We start from the raw sequence: 14259 nt of genomic DNA on the forward strand, positions 1-14259 counted from the left end.
GATGGGGGTAGCGACTACCAGCGGTAGTGCGCGAAGGCCTTGTTGGACTCGGCCATCTTGTGGGTGTCCTCACGCTTCTTGACCGAAGCGCCGAGGCCGTTGGAGGCGTCGAGCAGTTCGTTCATGAGGCGCTCGGTCATGGTCTTCTCGCGGCGGGCGCGGGAGTAACCGACGAGCCAGCGCAGAGCGAGGGTGGACGCGCGACCGGGCTTGACCTCGATCGGCACCTGGTAGGTGGCGCCACCGACACGGCGGGACTTGACCTCGAGCGAGGGCTTGACGTTCTCAAGCGCGCGCTTCAGCGTGATGACCGGGTCGTTGCCGGTCTTCTCGCGGAGGCCTTCCATGGCGCCGTACACGATCCGCTCGGCGGTGGAACGCTTGCCGTCGAGGAGGATCTTGTTGATCAGCGACGTGACAAGAGGAGAGCTGTAGACCGGGTCGATGATGACCGGGCGCTTCGGGGCGGGGCCCTTACGAGGCATTCTTACTTCTCCTTCTTGGCGCCGTAGCGGCTGCGGGCCTGCTTGCGGTTCTTGACACCCTGGGTGTCAAGGGAGCCGCGGATGATCTTGTAACGAACACCCGGCAGGTCCTTCACACGGCCACCACGCACGAGCACGATGGAGTGCTCCTGCAGGTTGTGTCCCTCACCCGGGATGTAGGCCGTGACCTCGATGCCGGAGGTCAGACGCACACGCGCGACCTTACGGAGCGCCGAGTTCGGCTTCTTCGGGGTGGTCGTGAACACACGCGTGCAGACGCCGCGACGCTGGGGCGAACCCTCGAGCGCGGGCGTCTTGTTCTTCTCGACCTTGTCCTGCCGGCCCTTCCGGACCAGCTGCTGGATCGTAGGCACTACTTCTCCGGTTTCTGTGTGCCGTTCGTGAAACTAACCTGGAACATCGCCGACCCACGCGGTCGGGTGTGTCGAATACTGCGGACTCCCGCCCTGGGGGCAGAAGGGGCGCAGATTGCGGTGGCTACTGACGAGCTCGCGATGCGGCTGAGGACACGCACCGGAGCCCAGGCACACCCCAGGCACAAGGCTTGAGCGTACCTACCTCACGGACCTGGGTCAAAACAAATGCTGTCCACCCCGGCGCACCGGGGTCGCCGGCCACGGCGGACGGGGCGCGGCGCCCGGCAGGGGGTGGGTCGGGTCCTGCCGGGTTCCGGCGAACAGGCGGCTTGGAAGCGGTGCGCGGGCGCCCTCCCGGAGCCGGGCCCACGCCGTCACTGACGGCGGCCGGGACCGGGTCCCCGGCAGGTCTCCTGGTCCTCCCGGTCAGCTGGCTCCGGACGCGGCGCCTGGCCCCGGGGATCGGGGCGGCCGGGTCGGCGCACGGCCAGCCGCGGGATGGTCGGCGCCCTGGAGTTCCGGTTCTTCGCCACCAGCCCGGGGCCCGGCGGTGCTACGGACCGCGCCGGTGCGGCAGGGGCGTCCTGGTGTGCTCGTACCTCGTCGGTGTCGGGGTGCCCCCGTACGTCGTCGGCGCCCGGCCCGGCGTGTGCCTCCGCTCCGGCCGGCTCGGCCGCCGCCGCTGTCGCGGTGCCGGGCGCGCGCCGCGCCGGAGCGGGCGTGGCCGCCGGTGTGCCCTCCTCGGCGGCGGAGAGGGGCGCGTCCTGCGGGAACGGGATGACGGCGGCCTGGCCTGGAGTGGGGCCGACGAGCCTCAGTCTGCGGCTCCCGGCAATGCGTCGCGCCTGCTCCAGAGCGGGCTCGTACCGGTCGGCGGCGTCACGCCAGCCGTTCGCGTACGCCAGGAACTCGCGCCGCTCCAGCTCCGAGCGCAGCAGGACCACGACGTCGGCCGGGGAGTGGCGTTCCAGATGGGCGCCGAGTGCGGCGAGCAGGGCGGAGATGCCGTCGGGCGGCTCGGCCGGTTCCGGGCCGACGCCGCGTCCCCCCGGAACCTCGCCGGCGGGCGGATCCGTCTCCTCCGGCTCGGGGGGCACGGCCCGGCCCGTTCCGTTCCCGCGATCGGCCCGTCGGCCGCGCTCACCGGGCGAGGCGCGCGCCGGACGGGTGCGCTCGTCACCCTCGACCATGCACCGCCCACTTTCACGTCCCATCGGTCGCACCGAATGGCATGGAGCCTGCACGGATGGGGGGACAGGCCAGAAAATCATACTGGCCACGCGTGTACGGAGGTCCGGTCAGCCCTTTGCGGAGGCCCGGTCAGCCCTGCCCGGCACCCTTCGCCGCGGCCGAGCCGCGGTCGGCCGAGCCCCCTGCGGAGTCGGCCGAGCCCCGTGCGGAGTCCGCGTCCGCCCCTGCCGGGAGGAACTGCCCCGCGACCCTGATGAACATGTCCCACTGCTCGCGCGGGACGCCGAGCCCGGCGGCGGCCTCCTCCAGGGTCAGCCGGCGGGGCGGGGCGACGGCGTCGAGCTCACCGCCTCCGAGGTCCGGCAGCGGCAGGTCCTCCTCGGAGAGCCGGCCCGAGCGGATCAGCATGTCGCGCACCGGGACGCGCAGGACGTGCGCCAGCCGCCGGGTCGTCTCCAGGTCCGGCATGCTCTGACCCTGGAGCAGCCGGGTGATGGCCGCGCGGTGCACGCCCGCCTCGTCGGCGAGACGCGACTTGCCCCCGCCGCGCGGGCTGTCGATGTCGTAGCCACGCTGCCGGATCAGGTCCTCGACCCAGCTCGCGAACCGCTCCAGCTCACTCATGGTCATGACGTCGGCCTCCCTCCGAAGCAGCCACAGCGTAGCGCGCTTGCGCGCACAGAATTACGTGCGCGTAAGCAACTCGATGTGTGGGTTCTGTTCGGATGCGGGCCGCCGTTCCGGCCGGATGCGGGGGTCGCCGCCCCGGCCGTCACCGCGCGTCCATGGATCGGGAATTATGTTGCGTGCTCGCTCGCAACATGCCAGGGTGCCGTCATGACCTCATTAACCCCGCAGCCCGACGACGCGGACGGGCCGGACTCCTCGTGGTGGCGCTCGGCCGCCGCCTGCTCCGGAATGCCGCCGCAGATCGTCTTCGCCCGCCGGGAGAGGGACGCCGCGCCCGCGCTGCGCGCCTGTGCACGCTGTCCTGTTCTGCGCCGGTGCGAGGAGACCGTGGCGCCCGCCGACAGCTGGTTCGACGGCGTGAGCGCCGGCCGGCTCTGGCGTAACGGACGCCCTGTCACCACCCGCGCCGCGCACACCGCCCAGCACCGAGGGGAACGCTGATGCCACCCACCACGTCCGCACCGGCCGACGACACCGCCCTCTGGCTCGACCTGCTGGTCCGCCAGTATCCGGAGCTCCTGGTCGAGCTGGCCCCCGGCACCCGCGGCCGCCCGGCCGACCGGCCCGAGCCCACCCCCGCGCACCTGGCCGCCCGCGACACCCGTATCCGCGAGGAGCGCCGCGAGGCGCTCGCCGTCGAACAGGCGCACGGCCTCACCGCTCCCGGCCACACGGCCGCACCCCTGCGCCTGCACGTCTCCGACGCGCTGCGCGACATCAGCGACGGCGTCGTGGAACTCGACGAAGCCGTCCACGACAAGCTGGGGCTGGGGCGGCCGCGCCACGCGACCGTGCCGCAACGTCTTCTCCGTATCCGCCGGCTCCTCGGCCCGATCGCCGTGGAGCCCCTGCTCGCCGCCCATGTGAAGGACGAACTGCGACGGATGGCGCGGCGCTGCGGGCGCGCCCTCGGCGACACCGAGCCCATGGCCCGGGTGAGCGGCCGGTGCCCCTGGTGCGACTCCGTATCGCTGCGCGCCTTCCCCGCCAGGCGGGCCGTGCTCTGCGTCAACCCGGCGTGCCGCTGCACGGCCGCGCAGTGCGACTGCCGTACGGACCCGGCCTTCCGGCACGTCTGGTACGAGGACACCTGGACCGCGCTGGCCGGTGCGGGCGGCGCGGACCCGGGCGAGATCGGGGCGGCGCTCGACGAAAGCGCGCCCACCACGACGGGAGGCCGGGACCGATGAGCACCAGCACGGGAACGCGTCCGCTGATCACCGGCGCCCTCGCCGCCCAGGAGGCGGCCGTGGCGCCGGCGACGATCCGCAAGTGGGTCCAGCTGGGCCGTCTCACGCCCGCAGGCCGGCAGGGCCGGGCCCAGCTCTTCCGGCTGGAGGACGTCTTCGCCGCCGAGCGCGGTGCGCGGGGGCGCCCGGAACGGGTGGGCGACGTGCGCAACCGCCCCTGAACGCACGAAAACGAGGCGGCCGCACCCGTGATGGGTGCGGCCGCCTCGTTCGTACACGGTCGGTGCGACGGACCGGTGTCCGTACGCGCGGCAGGCGTGCGGGACCCGGGTCCGTGCGCGCGGCAGGCGTGCGGGACCCGGGTCCGTGCGCGCGGCAGGCGTGCGGGACCCGGGTCCGTGCAGGCGTCACGGGACGGGTCGACGGGCGTACACGTGTCGACGGGCCGACGCGATCGGGGCAGCGGGGGGGCGGACGTTCCGGGCGGTGCCGGGCGGTGCTCAGCGGTCCCCCGGACCGGGTCGTGGGCCGAGGTCGCCGTCGGGTCCGGGGAGCCGGGCCGCGCGGGCCGCACCGGTGCCGTCGCCGGCCACCAGCTCCATGGCCTCGCGCCAGCCGCTGGAGAAGCCGCGCACCTCCGCGTCGATGACCACCCGTACAGCGACCTTGTTCAGTACCGCCGCCATCGCCCGGGCCGTCTCCACGGTGTACGTCCCTGCCTCCCCCGCCTCGGCCGCCACCTCGACGACCGCGGCCACCACATCGGTAAGCCGGTCTCCCGCACCGCTGACCATCGCACCTCCCCTTCGTCCGTCAGGCGTCCACGCTCCAGAACCGCCCCGTTATCGAATATGCGTTCGATGAATCGCAGCGTAGCGCAGCGGCGCCGGAGAGCGCGGAGCCTCACGGGCCCCACACGCCCCGGCCCGCCGGATGTCGCCACATTGGTTGCGTGCTCGCGCGATCGCCTGCTCGGGACGTCCAGCGGTCAGCGAGCGCCCGCCTGCCACAGGGCCAGGACCAGTGCCACACAGGAGGTGAGTGCGGCCAGCGACGGCAGGGGCCAGCGGGTGCGCTCCAGCGCGTCCAGCCGCTCCTCATGCTCGCCGAGCACCTTGTCCGTCTGGTCCGCGCGCTGCAGCAGCAGCGCCAGATCACCTCGCGTGGTGGCGAATCCGACGTCCACCGAGCGCCGCAGGCGCTCAAGTTCCACCGCCACGCCTCTCTCCTCGTGCTCCCGCATCATGGGTGGACCTCCTCTTCCTCGGCCGGCCTCCCCGGCGCCGGCGGTCGCCCGGCGGGCAGGCGCAGCCACGGCGGCAACAGCCGCTGCACGGCGGGCGCCGACATGGCACGGCTGAGAGCGGCCGCGAGCGCGGCGGCACCCGCCAGGACGGGGAGGTCCTGTACGGCCGGTTCCCCGGCCAGCAGCGGAGCCGCAGCGAGCAGCGCGCAGCAGACCTGGGCGAACGTGCGCAGCGCACGGCGGGTCGGATCGGTCATCGTCTTCCTGTTCGTCTCTGTCGGAGTGCCTGTCGAGGTCCCTGTCGGGGTCCCTGTCGGGATCTCACCCCGAACCTTTGTTCGTATTTCGGTCGGAATGTCTATCGCCATCTCTGGCTGAATTTCTCGCTGATTCCGTCCCTTCGTCCACGCCCGGGTCTCCGTCGGGTGTCCGTCGGGTGTCCGTCCGCGACCCAGCCCTTTCACGACCGGGGGACGCGGAGCCGCTGCCAGCTGTCCCGCCCCGGCGTGCCGTCCGCGTCCGTACCGCGGTAGCCGAGCTTGCGCTGCCAGGCCGCGTAGGAGTTGCGGTCGGCGGCGCCCCAGACCGGACCCGGACCGACGGAGTACCGGCCGCAGCCCTCTGCGACCAGTCGCTTGCCCACGGCGGTGAAGAGCGGGTCCCGGTGGCCGGGGACGAAGAAGGACCCGCCGGGGAACGGCGCGTACACCGGCGCGGGAGGCGAGTCCGTGACGGGGTGCCCGCCGAGCCGCCCGGCGATCCGGCTCCGCATCCCGGCCATGGAGAACGACGGATCGATCTTGCGCCGGGTCCACTCCTTGTGGCCGATCACGCTCGCCGCCGACCAGCCGTGCACCCGGCACAGCGCGGCCGAGAGCCGCTCCACGGCGTCGAGCTGGGCTGCCGGGTAGGGGTCGCGGCCGGAGCCGAGGTTCTCGATCTCGAACCCGTAGAAACGGGCGTTGCCGTCGACGGCGTCCGGACCGGGCGCGGGCAGCGGCAGCTCCTCGCGTACGGCGGCCAGCACCGCGGAACTGCCGCTGCCGGCGTGGTTGGTACGGCCGTAGCCGACCAGGTGCACCACGCCGTCCTTCGTGACGACGCCGACGCACAGCGGGCCGGGGAGCTCGGGGGCGCCCCGGCGGCAGTAGCCGACGCTGCTGGTGCCGGCCGTGTGATGGAGCATCACACCGTGGACCGGCCCCCAGGCGCCCTTGTGGTTGCGGTTGTGGCCGTGCCAGCCGGCGTGTTCGGTGATACGGACCCCTTCGGCGCGGAGGGCGCGGGCGAAGGCGTCGGCGGTCAGGGGTGCCGCCATGGGTGGTCTCCTCTTCGGATCGGGTCCGGCCGGTGTCGGCACGGACCGGGGGGCGGAACCGGAGTCGAATCGCCCGGAATCGGAGTCGACCGTCCGGAACCGGAGTCGAACGCCCGAAATCGGAGTCGACCGTCCGAAATCGGAGTCGGCCGTCCGGAATCCGCTGGAGGCGTCCGGAGCCGGTACGACCGCGACCGCCCCGGCCCGTCGCGGAGAACGACGGACCGGGGCGGGGCGGGACCGGACGGTACGGAACGGGACCGGGCAGGACGGAGCCGGAGCCGGAGCGGGTGGGCATCCGGCGGTTCGGCGCCGGATCGGCGCGCCGGTTCAGTGCACCGGGTCGACCCGCAGGAACCGGTTCGCGAACGTCGCGGTGCTGGTGGTCGCCGAGGACCGGTAGGCCGGGGTGGCGGTGTAGGCGACCCCACCGGTCAGACCGCTGATCTGGAACACGGTCGACACGGAGTTCTGCGCGGTCCCGACGGAGATGGCGGCGCGGGTGTCGGCCGTGGCCGAGGTGACCGTCGTGCCCTGCTTGACCGTGACCGACATCAGGCCGCTCGCGGTGGCGACACTGGAGCTGACCCGCGCGCCGACGGTGATGATCACCGTGCCGGACGGGGGTGCGGTGAACGCGGCGACCATCGTGTCGCCCGTGGAGCCCGTCAGAGCCTCGGCGTACGTGGCCGACGTCGTCGTACCGGCGACGGCATTCAGCTTCAGGACCGGGCTGGGAAGGACCGGGTGCCAGTAGCTGCCCGTGTAGAAGTAGTACCGGCCGGGGTTGGTGACCCAGGCGAGCATGCCCGTCACCGGCGAGGCCACGGAGGTGAGCGCGACCGTGGTGGCCAGCCGCAGCACCGTCCGGCCGTCGAGGGCCTGGGCGAGGGACTGGACGTGCAGCGGCACGTTCGCGGCGTCGGTGGGCTGCGGGTAGGGGAGATTGCTGAGCGGGGTGAGCTGGACCATGGGAGAGCCCTCCGGGAAGTCGGGGTACGGAAAAGGCCGGCGCCCCCGAGGGGCGCCGGCCTGCTGTCACAAGGGTGCGGCGGTCAGCCGCCGATGGGCGGGGGCAGCGTGTCCGGCGGCATTCCGCCGTCCCCCTCCCGCGTGGCCGGGTCGTCGATCGGCACCGGAACGGGCGCCGGGGCGTCCGGCGGCGGCTCCCAGGGGGCACCTGCGGGCAGGCCCGCCCCCGCGCCGGCGCCGTCCGCCGCGGTCGGGCCGCCGGCACCGAGCGCCGCGCCCGCATCCGCGTCAGCGTTCGCACCCGCGTCCGCCGGGTGTTCCGCGCCGGCGTCCGCCAAGTGGTCCGCGCCCACGTCCGCCGGGTGGTCCGCGCCCGCAGCGACCGGGTGGTCCGTACTCATGCCACACCTCCCAGCGTCTCCACGAGCGTCCGGTACGTGAGCTGCTCCGCCGTCAGGTCGGCGAACTGCGCGTACTGCGCCGTCACCATCTGGTACGTACGAAGCCGCCCGTACCCCGGGTCCAGCGGCGCGTCCGGCACCAGTCCCGCGTCGGCCGGCACCCCGTTGTAGCCGGTCCCGCGCAGGACGAGGACCTGCTGGGGGGCGGACCCCGCCGCGCAGGTGGTGCGCATGCCGACGACCCACGCGAGGGTGTCCAGCTTCGCCCCGGCCGTGTCCATCACCCGGACGACATCGCCCAGTTGGAGCCGGGGGTCGTGCAGCACCTCGACCTCGCCGAGCACCGGCACCGGGTACCGCCCGGCGTCGAGCATGGTCTGGGCCAGGGTGTACGCCACGGTCGCGGACTGCACCCAGTCCGAGGCGGGCGCGTGGTACTGCTGCTTGCCGTAGAACTCCTGGCTCGCCGGGCTCCAGCGCGCCCAGACGCGCTGCTTCGGGTCGGCCGACCGCTTGAGCGGGTCGATCTGCACCGAGGGCTTGCCGTCCTTGGTGACCGTCCACACGCTGGTCGTCCCGGTGTTCGTGAACCGGACGATGTACGCCGGCCCCTCGCGTCGGGAACTCACGGTGACCTGGCCCTTCACCGCCGTACCGCCCGTCGCCGTACTGCCGAACCGTACCCGGTGACTGGCGGTCGACGCGGGCGTGTCGTCCACGATCGACAGCGGGCCGATGTCGCTCTCGTCGTCGGCGATCGCGTACGAGACCTCCTGCGGTATGCCGGGCTTGAGCTCCCGGATCAGGGTGTCGGTCTGTGGCTCGCCGTGGAGGAGGGTGATGCCCGTCCAGTCCTGGTACGGCTGCTCGCAGTGGTTGCGGCAGGCGTCGATCTCCTCGCTGACGGTGAGGGCGGAGATGTCCCGGACCGTGGTGACGGTGGCGTCCGGGGCGGCCGGCATCCGGCTGAACCGCGACGGGCCGCGCCAGCGGAAGACGCCCTGCTCGTCGAATTCGGCCGTGGACATCGACGCGCGGGCGATCTCCGTGATGGCGTCCCACTGGGAGCCGGAGACGGCGGGGATGTCGAACAGCGGCAGCGCCGCCTCGTCCAGCTCCGCGCCCTTGCGCCACTGGTCCTTCTGCTCCCACTCCTCGCGCGGATAGGTGGCGGTGTCCGCCCACACCCGGTCGGTGACCTGGAGGCACTCCACCGCCATGTCGGAGACCAGGTCGATCTGCTGGAGCTCGGAGCGCGGATGGGCGGCCACCGACTCGACGAAGGTCCCCAGGCCCCCGACGTGGTACGAGCCGTCCGGCGCGGTGAGGCGGGGCTGGACCACCGGCAGCACGGTGGCGCCGTTGCTCCGGGTGTCGACCATGAAGCCCAGGTGCCAGCTGCCGCGCAGGGCGGCCAGCTTGGGGAACGTCCAGGTGAAGTACCACCAGCCGCCGTCGACCGTCCCCGACGCGATCTGCACGGTCCCCGTCGAGATGTCGAACTTCGCGCTCAGATAGCCGGCGGCGCCGCCGCTGCGGTCGAAGACGGTCTTCATCTCGACCGTGCTGCCCTTCGCCAGCGCCGTGTTGACCCAAGCCTCGACCTGGAAGACCTTGCCCGGCAGCACGAACCGCGAGCGCGGCATCCAGGACGCGCGCAGCCCCGGCTGCTCGGGCATCAGCGCCATCTCGAAGGGCGCGCCGTCCCGGATCCACCGGTACGACGCACTGCTGGGCAGCACCTCCGGCTGCCCGTAGGTCGCGTTGAACCCGCCGTGCAGGGAGGCGTACAGCACCGTGAACGGCGCCACGTCCGCCGTGTCGGCGAGCGGGGCGCGCGGCGGCGGGCAGGTGTGGATGCCGCCCTGGCGCAGGAGTTCGTCCACGCACCAGGTGGCGGTGGCGACCGGGCGGCCGTAGTAGAAGCCGTGGTACGGACGCGGCAGCGAGGCCGGGCCGCGCAGCCGCTCGGCGCCGTCCAGCGCCTGGACGGTGACCGTGTCGCTGCCGGAGGCCGCCGAGCGGGAGCGGACCGTACCCCGGAAGGCGGGCAGGGTCCGGCCGGCCACCCCGGCGGCGTGGACCACGGACTGGCCGGGGCGCACCGCGTCACCGGTGGACCGGTCGGCCCACGCCGAGTAGAGGCGCGGCGCGTGTTCGCCGCCGGCCCCGCCGAGCTGGAGTTCCAGCTGGGCCGATGAGCTGCCGGACACCGCGCGCACCGCCTCCGGCAGGTCGGTGTTGTACGCGCGTTCCACCTTCCAGGACTGCACCTGCTCGCCGAGCTCCGTGCCGCCGAGCCGGGTCGCGTGCACGGGCACCCGTTCCGGGGCGGCGAGCGCGGCGTCCAGGTTCTCGTCAGTTGACTGCACCACGCACCTCCACAAGGTCGATTCCGATGTTCCGGTAGGGCAGCCGGGGCGCGGGTGCGTCGGTCAGGCCGGTGACCGCCATCGGCGGGCAGCCGTCGCCGAGCGCGTACGCGACCGGAGTCTCCCCGATCGTCAGGCAGGCCCCGGCCAGCGCGATCGCGCCGGTCGTGCCGGGCCGCCCGACCGGGGTGACGAAGGCGGCCTCCGCCGGGGCGGTGCCGGTGACGACGGCTCCGGTGACCGAGGTGGTCGAGAGGTACGAGCCGTCCAGGGCCTTCCAGTCGAGCTGGGCGGTGCACACCGCCGGGTCCCATCCCGGCGGGACCATCCACGACACGTCCATGCCCGGTGCCACGGGCCAGCCGGTCCAGGTGCCGTGCACCCAGCCGACGGCGCTGGCCGGGTCCTTGCAGTCTCCGGTGAACACGTCACCGACGGACGGCCGGAACGTGATGTCGCCGACGACGGTGAACCAGTGGTCGCCGCCTCGCGCGTGCCGGCTCTGCCCCGCCGCCTGGAGCGGGTCGAGCAGGTTGACGGAGACGGGGTCGATGACGACGACCGAGCCGCCGGCGTACACATTGCGCCCGAGCATGCCCGGCCCGCTGATCCGGCGCGCGAGGCGCACCAGGTGCTGGGCGTCCTCGGGCTCCAGCCACTCGAAGGAGAGCTTCATCCGGCGGGTCGACCGGGGCGGGGCGACCAGCGTCACCTGGCTCTCCAGCGACCGGAACTCGCTCACGTTGAGGTCCGGGCTGCGGTCCCAGCTCTTGGCCGCCTGCGAGATCTCCCGCAGCAGACCGGGCTTGCCGATCCAGAGGTTCCTTGCCATGTCTGCCTACCTCCGGGCGAGCTGGCGCTGCCCGACGAGGACGGCGCGGGCGATGGTCTGGGAGTCCACCTGTACGTGGACGGGGCGCTCGGCCAGCCGTTCGACGGCGGCGGCGAGCCGGGCGATCTGGGCCCGGCCGGCGCCGGGGCTCATCATCCGGTCGAGCTTGCTCAGCGGGATGACGGCCTCGGACTCACCGGCCTCGCCGATCACGGCCAGGGTCCCGCCGTTGCGGGCCGGCACGACACCGCCCTTGGCGAGGTGCGGGACCGGGATGGTCGGGAGGCTGATCGAGAACGACCGGCCGCCGAACTTGGGCACCCAGCCCGGGATGCTCACCTTGAACCTGTTCAGGGCGCCGATGACGACGTTGACGGCGGTGGCGAAGCCGCGGAACGGGGCGAGCAGGAGGTTGCCGATGCCCCGCAGGACGGGGCCGATCGCCTTCATCGCGGCGGAGGTCGCGGACCGGATGGCGGCCATCCCGGTCTTGAACCCCTTCTGCACGACGGCGACGATCTTGTCGACCTTCACGAACTGCAGGATGAGCGGCGCGAGCAGCGTCATGATCAGTCCGAACGGGCTGGCCGCCATGGCGAGGTTGAGCCCCTTCTGCGCCAGGCTCGCCCCCTTGAGTCCCTTGGTGAGCCCGCCGCCCATCGTCTTGCCGGCCTTGTCGGCGTTCTTGCCGGCCTTCCCGACGGACTTCTCCACCGCGTCGGACTGCTGCTTGACCCCGCGCAGAGCGGTCCTGGCCTTGTCCGCGGACCCCTTGAGCTTGTCGAGCGCGCCCCTGAGCTTGTCGGAGCCGCCCTTCGCCTTGCCCAACGACGCGTCGGCGTTCCGCAGCCCGGTGCGCAGCTGCCCGACGGCGCTGCCGCTGTTGGCGGCGGAGGTACGGAGCTTGACCAGAGAGGCGCCCGCCCGATCGGACCCGCCCTTGACCTGGCCCATGGCCGTATTCGCCTGACCGGCCGACGCTTTCAGGCCACCGACGGCGCTCGACGCATTGCGCGAAGACTGCCGAATGCGCCCCATGCTGGTGTTGGCCTGGTCGAGGCTGCTGCGGAACCTGCCGGCGCTGCTCGCCGCCTTGGTGAAGGCACTCTGCAGACTCATTTCATCCCCTCACTCTCACTGGAAACTGTCACGGGAAACAGGCGCTTTCTTCTCATCCGGCCAACTGTTTTTCCAGGTCACGCAGATCCTGGCGCGTGCTGAGGGCGCCGCCGCGCATTTTTCGGAAGCTGGTGGCGGCATCGGCCGCCGCCTTTTCGGCGTCCCGCTCCTCCCGCTTCGCCTTGAGAGCCAGCTGGCGCGTTTCCACATAGGCTGCCTGGGCCTTCTTGGAAGCCTTTTCGGCTGCGAGCTGCTGCTGTTGCACCTGCTTGAGCTGCGTCTCCAGGGCCCATGAGCCCTTGATGGGCACCCTGCTGCCCGCCTGGCTGTCCATACGGGCCCTGAGCCGCTTCATCTGCTCCAGCGCGCCCTTCGCCCCGTCGTCCGCCCGCTCGGCACGCTCGGTGAGCCGGACCAGTTTCTTCTCGGCCGCTTCGGCCTTGCCCTTGTCGTCGCGCGCGTGCGGCCACGTGTATTTCTGCACGCCGCCGACGACGATGCCCTTCTCGTCCACTTTCAGGTACGTGAAGTCGAACTTCGCGACAGTCGCTCCGATCGACAGGCCGGCGAGCGCCACCTTCATGTACTCGACCGTCGTGCTCAGCCCGTTGTACTTGTTTTTGAAGGTGTCGGCTTCGCTCTTGGTCCAGAAGTAATGGACCGAATCATCCGGTTTCGCCATCCCGGTCTCCCTCTCCTGTGTCTCGTCCGATCTTGTTGCCGACGGCCCGGCATGCGACCATCGGCGGGTGACAGGACTGATGTGGGTAGCGGTGGTCTGCGTGCTGGCCCCGCTGCCATTTCTCGTCTGGTTCGGCCTTTATCCGCTGTGGCTCCGACGCCATCTGAAAAGAGTCGGTGTGCCGGTCACCGGGAAATGCCGGACCATCTCGGCCTCCGAAGGCCGGTATTCGACCAGCTTCGAATTCGTGCCCCCGTCCGGCCGACGCGTCATCTACGTCTCGCCGCTCAGCGGAAGGAGTTGGGGAGAACCGGGGAAGGAAGCCGTCCTGGTCTACGACCCACGGCACCCGCACCGGTTCGTACGCAGCCGGCGAGAGCTCGACGCCCGTTCCGAGGCCTGGTTCTCCCTCTGGGTGCTCGCGGCCGCGGAGTTGACCATGGTGCTGGGCCTGGTGCTGGTCCTGCTCCACGAGAACGGCGTCATTCACTGATCACTGGGCGAAGAACCGGGTGAGCTGCACCGCGTCCGGCTGCTCCTCGCCACCGGCCCGCCCGGCCGACGGGGACGCTTCCGGGCCCTCCCCCGACTCCTCGGCAGCGGGCTCCGCGCCCGGCCGGGACACGGGTACCGGATACTCCAGCGGCTCCGCGTCCTCGTCCTGGTTCACCGTGGCGAACATCCAGTTGGATTCGGCGAGTTGGTCCACCGCCGCGGCCAGCAGGTAGTCGGAGACCGACCACTCCGCCGCCTCCCCGTGCAGTTCCCGGGCGACCGCGCTGTCCCGGGGCAGATGCCGGAGCAGCACCGAGAGCCGCCGGGACGACAGCTCGCCGCGGTGCCAGTCGAGCAGATCGAGGCCGTAATGGCGGAGCAGGTCCGCCTCAAGGGCCTCGGCGTGTTCGTCGACGAACGCGCCGAGGCTCAGTCTTCCCCCAGGCCGAGCCCGGTCTCCTTGCCGTACGCCTCCAGGATCGCGGCGATGTCCTGCATGGTGATCTCGCGCTGGTCGAACCGCGCGTACTGCTTCTCACCGAGCAGCAGCCGCAGCAGACCGTCGACGTCGTTGTCGTCCAGGTCGCGCAGCTTGCGGGCGGTCGCCCGGGTCAGTTCGGTCGGCAACTCGAAGACGTCGCCGTCGAGTTCGAAGGTCCAGGCGCGGCCGAGCGCTTCGAGGCGCTGGGCGCGGGCGGCGTTGACGTTGAAGCCGGACATACAGGGGCTCCTCTACGAAGGGCGAAAGTGCGGGGGAAAGGAAGGGCGTACGGGCGGAACGGCGGTGGGGGGGGGCCCGCGGCCCCCCCGCGCCCCCCCCCCCCCCCCCCCCCCCCCCCCCCCCCCCCCCCCCCACGACCACAAAAAGAAAAAAAACCGGAGAAAGAGA

Annotated in this window: 20 protein-coding genes; 4 read left to right on the forward strand and 16 right to left on the reverse strand. The window is 72.2% G+C overall.

The window, feature by feature from the left end; translation table 11 throughout:
* Window positions 1-14: 14 nt before the first annotated feature.
* The 4 genes from rpsG to ACFWRT_RS36070 all read right to left on the reverse strand — a co-directional run bounded on the left by rpsG (window position 15) and on the right by ACFWRT_RS36070 (window position 2683).
* Entirely contained in the window at window positions 15-485 is a 471-nt protein-coding gene (gene rpsG, locus ACFWRT_RS36055; RefSeq protein WP_003966970.1) for a 30S ribosomal protein S7, read from the reverse strand.
* A gap of 2 nt (window positions 486-487) precedes the next feature.
* The gene (gene rpsL / locus ACFWRT_RS36060; protein WP_003948652.1) at window positions 488-859 is read right to left on the reverse strand and encodes a 30S ribosomal protein S12; all 372 of its coding nucleotides are present in this window, start codon (window positions 857-859) and stop codon (window positions 488-490) included.
* A 377-nt stretch (window positions 860-1236) separates the two neighbouring features.
* On the reverse strand, window positions 1237-2076 hold the full coding sequence (locus tag ACFWRT_RS36065) for a hypothetical protein (protein ID WP_381121421.1): 840 nt from the start codon (window positions 2074-2076) through the stop codon (window positions 1237-1239).
* A gap of 106 nt (window positions 2077-2182) precedes the next feature.
* Window positions 2183-2683 (reverse strand): helix-turn-helix transcriptional regulator, encoded by a 501-nt coding sequence (locus ACFWRT_RS36070; RefSeq protein ID WP_380950088.1) that lies wholly within the window; start codon window positions 2681-2683, stop codon window positions 2183-2185.
* Between the two features lie 207 nt (window positions 2684-2890).
* Between ACFWRT_RS36070 and ACFWRT_RS36075 the strand changes: the two genes are divergently transcribed.
* Genes ACFWRT_RS36075 through ACFWRT_RS36085 form a run of 3 tightly spaced genes read left to right on the forward strand, consistent with a single transcriptional unit; the run spans window position 2891 to window position 4154 of the window.
* Window positions 2891-3184 (forward strand): WhiB family transcriptional regulator, encoded by a 294-nt coding sequence (locus ACFWRT_RS36075; RefSeq protein ID WP_380950087.1) that lies wholly within the window; start codon window positions 2891-2893, stop codon window positions 3182-3184.
* On the forward strand, window positions 3184-3933 hold the full coding sequence (locus ACFWRT_RS36080) for a hypothetical protein (protein ID WP_380950086.1): 750 nt from the start codon (window positions 3184-3186) through the stop codon (window positions 3931-3933). The genes ACFWRT_RS36075 and ACFWRT_RS36080 overlap by 1 nt, the downstream gene beginning before the upstream one ends.
* Window positions 3930-4154 carry a hypothetical protein gene (locus ACFWRT_RS36085; protein WP_380950085.1) on the forward strand — a complete coding sequence of 75 codons (225 nt, stop codon included), beginning with the start codon at window positions 3930-3932 and terminating at the stop codon, window positions 4152-4154. Before ACFWRT_RS36080 ends, ACFWRT_RS36085 begins: the two co-directional genes overlap by 4 nt.
* A gap of 279 nt (window positions 4155-4433) precedes the next feature.
* On the opposite strand, the gene ACFWRT_RS36090 is transcribed toward ACFWRT_RS36085, so the two are convergent.
* The 10 genes from ACFWRT_RS36090 to ACFWRT_RS36135 all read right to left on the reverse strand — a co-directional run bounded on the left by ACFWRT_RS36090 (window position 4434) and on the right by ACFWRT_RS36135 (window position 12875).
* Window positions 4434-4727 (reverse strand): hypothetical protein, encoded by a 294-nt coding sequence (locus ACFWRT_RS36090; protein ID WP_380955162.1) that lies wholly within the window; start codon window positions 4725-4727, stop codon window positions 4434-4436.
* A gap of 194 nt (window positions 4728-4921) precedes the next feature.
* Window positions 4922-5176, reverse strand: coding sequence for a hypothetical protein (locus tag ACFWRT_RS36095; RefSeq protein ID WP_098016948.1), 255 nt, complete (start codon window positions 5174-5176; stop codon window positions 4922-4924).
* Complete coding sequence (locus ACFWRT_RS36100) at window positions 5176-5436, reverse strand: hypothetical protein (RefSeq protein ID WP_380955161.1); 261 nt, start codon at window positions 5434-5436, stop codon at window positions 5176-5178. The genes ACFWRT_RS36095 and ACFWRT_RS36100 overlap by 1 nt, the downstream gene beginning before the upstream one ends.
* A 203-nt stretch (window positions 5437-5639) precedes the next feature.
* Window positions 5640-6497 carry a peptidoglycan-binding protein gene (locus ACFWRT_RS36105; protein ID WP_380955160.1) on the reverse strand — a complete coding sequence of 286 codons (858 nt, stop codon included), beginning with the start codon at window positions 6495-6497 and terminating at the stop codon, window positions 5640-5642.
* Window positions 6498-6827: 330 nt separating this feature from the next.
* Window positions 6828-7469, reverse strand: coding sequence for a hypothetical protein (locus ACFWRT_RS36110; RefSeq protein ID WP_380955159.1), 642 nt, complete (start codon window positions 7467-7469; stop codon window positions 6828-6830).
* Between the two features lie 83 nt (window positions 7470-7552).
* On the reverse strand, window positions 7553-7870 hold the full coding sequence (locus ACFWRT_RS36115; RefSeq protein ID WP_380955157.1) for a hypothetical protein: 318 nt from the start codon (window positions 7868-7870) through the stop codon (window positions 7553-7555).
* The gene (locus tag ACFWRT_RS36120; RefSeq protein ID WP_380955156.1) at window positions 7867-10245 is read right to left on the reverse strand and encodes a hypothetical protein; all 2379 of its coding nucleotides are present in this window, start codon (window positions 10243-10245) and stop codon (window positions 7867-7869) included. Before ACFWRT_RS36120 ends, ACFWRT_RS36115 begins: the two co-directional genes overlap by 4 nt.
* Entirely contained in the window at window positions 10229-11074 is an 846-nt protein-coding gene (locus ACFWRT_RS36125) for a hypothetical protein (RefSeq protein ID WP_380955155.1), read from the reverse strand. The genes ACFWRT_RS36120 and ACFWRT_RS36125 overlap by 17 nt, the downstream gene beginning before the upstream one ends.
* Before the next feature lie 6 nt (window positions 11075-11080).
* Window positions 11081-12193, reverse strand: a complete 1113-nt coding sequence (locus ACFWRT_RS36130) for a hypothetical protein (RefSeq protein ID WP_380955153.1) — start codon at window positions 12191-12193, stop codon at window positions 11081-11083.
* Between the two features lie 52 nt (window positions 12194-12245).
* Complete coding sequence (locus tag ACFWRT_RS36135) at window positions 12246-12875, reverse strand: hypothetical protein (protein ID WP_380955152.1); 630 nt, start codon at window positions 12873-12875, stop codon at window positions 12246-12248.
* Between the two features lie 67 nt (window positions 12876-12942).
* Here ACFWRT_RS36135 and ACFWRT_RS36140 point away from each other — a divergent pair, with 67 nt between their 5' ends.
* Complete coding sequence (locus tag ACFWRT_RS36140; RefSeq protein ID WP_380955151.1) at window positions 12943-13368, forward strand: DUF3592 domain-containing protein; 426 nt, start codon at window positions 12943-12945, stop codon at window positions 13366-13368.
* Here the strand turns inward: ACFWRT_RS36140 and ACFWRT_RS36145 are convergent, their stop codons facing one another.
* Together ACFWRT_RS36145 and ACFWRT_RS36150 are read right to left on the reverse strand one after the other, a co-directional pair.
* Complete coding sequence (locus ACFWRT_RS36145) at window positions 13369-13683, reverse strand: hypothetical protein (RefSeq protein WP_380955149.1); 315 nt, start codon at window positions 13681-13683, stop codon at window positions 13369-13371. It abuts the gene before it with no gap.
* 116 nt (window positions 13684-13799) lie between these two features.
* Window positions 13800-14090 (reverse strand): hypothetical protein, encoded by a 291-nt coding sequence (locus tag ACFWRT_RS36150; RefSeq protein WP_098016910.1) that lies wholly within the window; start codon window positions 14088-14090, stop codon window positions 13800-13802.
* Window positions 14091-14259 lie beyond the last annotated feature (169 nt).

The sequence above is a fragment of the Streptomyces cyaneofuscatus genome (genome assembly GCF_042718795.1).
GTDB lineage: Bacteria > Actinomycetota > Actinomycetes > Streptomycetales > Streptomycetaceae > Streptomyces > Streptomyces cyaneofuscatus_A.

Excerpts from the sequence above, each read along its gene's own strand:
- rpsG (WP_003966970.1), bottom strand. The coding sequence starts at position 485 with ATGCCTCGTAAGGGCCCCGCCCCGAAGCGCCCGGTCATCATCGACCCG.
- ACFWRT_RS36065 (WP_381121421.1), bottom strand. The coding sequence starts at position 2,076 with ATGGGACGTGAAAGTGGGCGGTGCATGGTCGAGGGTGACGAGCGCACC.
- ACFWRT_RS36070 (WP_380950088.1), bottom strand. The coding sequence starts at position 2,683 with ATGACCATGAGTGAGCTGGAGCGGTTCGCGAGCTGGGTCGAGGACCTG.
- ACFWRT_RS36075 (WP_380950087.1), top strand. The coding sequence starts at position 2,891 with ATGACCTCATTAACCCCGCAGCCCGACGACGCGGACGGGCCGGACTCC.
- ACFWRT_RS36080 (WP_380950086.1), top strand. The coding sequence starts at position 3,184 with ATGCCACCCACCACGTCCGCACCGGCCGACGACACCGCCCTCTGGCTC.
- ACFWRT_RS36085 (WP_380950085.1), top strand. The coding sequence starts at position 3,930 with ATGAGCACCAGCACGGGAACGCGTCCGCTGATCACCGGCGCCCTCGCC.
- ACFWRT_RS36090 (WP_380955162.1), bottom strand. The coding sequence starts at position 4,727 with ATGGTCAGCGGTGCGGGAGACCGGCTTACCGATGTGGTGGCCGCGGTC.
- ACFWRT_RS36095 (WP_098016948.1), bottom strand. The coding sequence starts at position 5,176 with ATGCGGGAGCACGAGGAGAGAGGCGTGGCGGTGGAACTTGAGCGCCTG.
- ACFWRT_RS36100 (WP_380955161.1), bottom strand. The coding sequence starts at position 5,436 with ATGACCGATCCGACCCGCCGTGCGCTGCGCACGTTCGCCCAGGTCTGC.
- ACFWRT_RS36105 (WP_380955160.1), bottom strand. The coding sequence starts at position 6,497 with ATGGCGGCACCCCTGACCGCCGACGCCTTCGCCCGCGCCCTCCGCGCC.
- ACFWRT_RS36110 (WP_380955159.1), bottom strand. The coding sequence starts at position 7,469 with ATGGTCCAGCTCACCCCGCTCAGCAATCTCCCCTACCCGCAGCCCACC.
- ACFWRT_RS36115 (WP_380955157.1), bottom strand. The coding sequence starts at position 7,870 with ATGAGTACGGACCACCCGGTCGCTGCGGGCGCGGACCACCCGGCGGAC.
- ACFWRT_RS36125 (WP_380955155.1), bottom strand. The coding sequence starts at position 11,074 with ATGGCAAGGAACCTCTGGATCGGCAAGCCCGGTCTGCTGCGGGAGATC.
- ACFWRT_RS36130 (WP_380955153.1), bottom strand. The coding sequence starts at position 12,193 with ATGAGTCTGCAGAGTGCCTTCACCAAGGCGGCGAGCAGCGCCGGCAGG.
- ACFWRT_RS36135 (WP_380955152.1), bottom strand. The coding sequence starts at position 12,875 with ATGGCGAAACCGGATGATTCGGTCCATTACTTCTGGACCAAGAGCGAA.
- ACFWRT_RS36150 (WP_098016910.1), bottom strand. The coding sequence starts at position 14,090 with ATGTCCGGCTTCAACGTCAACGCCGCCCGCGCCCAGCGCCTCGAAGCG.